This is a genomic window from Oleiphilus sp. HI0117 (assembly GCF_001635235.1).
The window spans coordinates 1-1470 of record NZ_LWGA01000061.1; the positions used below are offsets into that span (position 1 = coordinate 1).

2 protein-coding genes are annotated in these 1470 nt (G+C 45.6%); one reads left to right on the plus strand and one right to left on the minus strand.

Annotated features, from left to right (window positions below; all coding sequences use genetic code 11):
* On the plus strand, positions 1–565 hold a 565-nt coding region (locus A3757_RS01010; RefSeq protein ID WP_156506078.1), incomplete at its 5' end, for a TonB-dependent receptor.
* 91 nt (positions 566–656) lie between these two features.
* Here A3757_RS01010 and A3757_RS01015 read toward each other — a convergent pair.
* The coding region (locus A3757_RS01015) for a prephenate dehydratase domain-containing protein (protein WP_068739005.1) at positions 657–1470 on the minus strand (814 nt) is incomplete at its 5' end.

Sequence of the window (1470 nt, forward strand, 5' to 3'; positions counted from 1 at the left end):
AAGTCCAGGTGTATTGAATGTTTCTAATGCTGCAGAAGCGAATATTTTTGGACTTGAGATTGAAAATAAGTGGATGCCAACCTATAACCTGGCGATAGAAATGAATTATGCGTTTTTGAATGCAGAATATGATAATTATATCATTCCGCCAGTTGTAAACGCTGATAGCTCGATTGCTCAGCCTGAACAGGATGCTTCTGGGGATGATATGGTTGCATCTCCAGCTCATAAAGTTAGTTTGGCTGGCCAGTACTTTCATGACTTGCCAAGTGGTACGTTAAGTTACCGCTTGGAGTATGCGTGGCAGGATGAGCAGTACTTTACTGCGCCGAACCATGAAACCTCTTATCAGGGGGCTTATGCTTTAGTGAATGCGAGGTTCGGTTATGAGAGTGCAGATGAAATGTGGGAAGCAGAAGTTTACGTTGAAAACCTAACGAATAAAGCGTATTCAACTTCCACTCGAGAGTTTCCTGGTAGCCCTTTAAGCCTGGATAGTGTCGGTGTAACCAAAGACATCAACCCACCAAGAACCTTTGGTTTGCGTTTAGTTCGCAACTTCTAAACGTAATGAAATCAAAAAAAGCCTCATATGAGGCTTTTTGTATGTATGGGAATAATCCGAAGTAGACAAGGCGGGGCCGCCTACAAAAATCTCACACAAACTCATGCTTCCGACGATACTTATGCGCCGGATACGAACCCAATATCCGTACCTCCTTCGCGAAAAAGTTCAATTCTTCCAAAGCATTCTGAAGCGCTTGCTGACGATAATGTCCATCGACATCAATATGAAAATGACTCGCTTCCATGGTTCCACCATCCATATAGCTCTCAAGCTTGATCATATTGACACCGTTGGTGGCAAAACCACCGAGAGCCTTATACAAAGCCGCCGGTATATTTCTGACCGAAAACAACAAGCTCGAAATATAATGCTGCTTCGGATCATAGTCGGCATCAATAGCTTGCTTAGCCAAAACAATAAAGCGCGTCGTGTTGCCGCCCACATCCTGAAAGCTCTCTGCGATCACATCTAGCCCATACAGCTCTGCCGCCAAAGTAGAAGCTATCGCGCCATGGCTACCGTAAACCGATTGCGCATCTTTCTTAGACGCCAAGTCCTTAGCAGACAAAGCCGTATCCATCGCCACTAAAGGGGTGATCTTTAAAGCTTCCAAACGATGAAAGCACTGCGCCAAAGCTTGAGGATGAGAAGACACTGTCTTAATCGCCTCAAGTTGAGTTCCGGGTAGGGCAAGCAAGCAATGATTCACCGGCTCAAAGTGCTCGGCAATAATGCTCAAATGCGTATTGGGTAATAAACGATAAATCTCCTCAACACGCCCGGCGGTCGAATTCTCAAGCGGGATCATCGCATAGTCAGCCTGGCCTTGTTCCACCAGCTGAATAGCGCTTTGAAAGTTCTCGCAAGCGAGGGCACGATGATCAGGAAAGACCTTCTTACAG